General features: G+C 71.8%; 2 protein-coding genes. Both read right to left on the bottom strand.

Going from position 1 to position 1,867, the window contains the following annotated elements; translation table 11 throughout:
- The coding region (locus AC3XYG_RS35955) for a LacI family DNA-binding transcriptional regulator (RefSeq protein WP_489144699.1) at positions 1 to 531 on the bottom strand (531 nt) is incomplete at its 3' end.
- A 21-nt stretch (positions 532 to 552) separates the two neighbouring features.
- Positions 553 to 1,824, bottom strand: coding sequence for an amylo-alpha-1,6-glucosidase (locus AC3XYG_RS35950; RefSeq protein WP_489144698.1), 1,272 nt, complete (start codon positions 1,822 to 1,824; stop codon positions 553 to 555).
- Between the last annotated feature and the right edge of the window lie 43 nt (positions 1,825 to 1,867).

Raw genomic sequence — 1,867 nt, 5'->3', positions numbered from 1 at the left:
GGTGGCGATCCGGCCGCTGGTGCGGTGGTCGGCGTCGACGAAGGGCGTCTCCGGCCGGTCGCCGTCGCGGCCGAGCATGGTGAAGGGGAAGCCCTGCTGACGGAGATAGGCGGCGCGCGGATCGTCGACACGGACCCGGGTCAGGATCACGGCGTCGACCCGGCGGCCCTCGACCAGCCGGTGCAGCGTCTCGATCTCCTGCTCGTCGGGCGCGGCTCCGGCGACCAGCAGGGCATAGCCCGCCGGCGACAGCACGGCATCGAGGCCTGTCAGCAGCGGCAGAAAATAGCTGTCGACCAGGCCGGCGGGTGACGGGGTCAGCAGGAAGCCGACCGCATCGCTGCGGCCGCGGCGCAAGGTCCGGCCGAGCGCGTTCGGGGTGTAGGCGATGGCCTGTGCCGCAACGACCACCCGGTCCCGGGTCGCGGCGGCGACGTCGCCATGGCCGTTGAGGGCGCGGGAGACGGTGTAGGTCGATAATCCGAGCGATCGGGCGAGTTCGACGATGCCCACCCGTTTGCGTTCCACCATGCGCCCGTCCCGTCTTGGTGGTCAGTCCTTAAGGCCGGCCAGCAGCAGCACCATCGCCGCGGTCCAGGAGAAGTCGGTGCCACCCAGCCCCTCGCCGGTCGTCGGGTCGAAATACTCGCGAAAGCCGCTCCTGGCCACAACCTCCAGGCTGTCGCGGCGGATGCGGCGCGCCAGGTCCGGGCGGCCGTTGCGCTTCAGCCCGTCGATCAGCATCCAGTTGACCACCAGCCAGATCGGCCCGCGCCAGTAGCGCCGGGGTTCGAACTCCGGCCGGCCGGGCTCGAAGCTCGGCACGGCGATCTCGACCTGGCCCAGCCAGCGCTCCAGCCGCGCGATCAGCGCCGGGTGCCGCGACGCCGTCATCGGGTCGGCGTACAGCGGCAGCAGCCCGCCGATCCCGGGCTGGCGGATGGCCTGGCCGGTGCGGGTGTCGAGCGAGAGGTAGAAGCCTTCGGCCTGGTCCCAGCGCGCCTCCAGCGCCGCGCGGGTGTTCGAGATCATCCGGTCGACCTCGGCCACGCCGGCAGTGTCGTCGATCATGTCGAGCAGGAAGCGCAGGTCGCGGTTGGCCCGCTGCAGCATGGCGTTGAAGCCGACATCGGCGACCCGGAAGGGCGCCATGCCGTACAGCCGGTCGGCGCGATAGCCTTCGGCCCGGAAGGCCAGCACGAGGTTGATGTAGCGGTCGTATTCAGCGGCGGTCGGCCGCACCGCGGCGTCGGCGAAGGCGGTGTCCCGGCGCAGATGGGCGACCGACGGACCGGGCTCGACCGCCGCCAGCGCCGCGTCCCACACCGGGCTGTTGTCCATCCCGCTCTCCCAGGGGTGCAGGATCGCCACCAGGCCGGTGCCATCCGGGTCCCGCGCCGCGTAGAACCAGCGGTGCCAGGCCAGCAGCTTCGGCGCCAGCAGCCGGATATGCGGGCGCGACCGCTGCACCCCGAAGCGTTCGAACAGGTGGCGGATGACGGTGGCGGCGACCGGCGGCTGGGTGATGCCGGAGGACCGCTGCCCCGGCCCCGCCTGCCAGATCGCGGCGTTCGGGAAGTAGCTGGAATCGTCGCCGTGGAACAGGATGTGCGGGACCATGCCGTCGGGCCATTGCCCGTCGAACAGGGTCTCGATCTCGGTCCAGGCCCGGTCCGGGTCGAATTCGGCGAAGCCGAGCGCGACCAGGCAGGAATCCCAGTTCCATTGCGCCGGATAGAGGCCCGAGGAGGTCGGGACGGTGTGCCCGCCCCGGTCGTTGGCCCGCAGGATGGCAATCGCGGCGTCGGTCAGGTCGGTGGTCATGGAGGCCGGGTCCGATGGTCGGGCGGGGCGGCCCGCGCCAGAA

The organism is Inquilinus sp., from assembly GCF_057815775.1.
Note: the sequence above shows the minus strand (reverse complement) of the source record. Positions and strands in the feature narration are given on the sequence as shown.

Bases quoted from the DNA above. Each gene is read 5' to 3' on its own strand.
- AC3XYG_RS35950 (WP_489144698.1), bottom strand. From the start codon at position 1,824: ATGACCACCGACCTGACCGACGCCGCGATTGCCATCCTGCGGGCCAAC.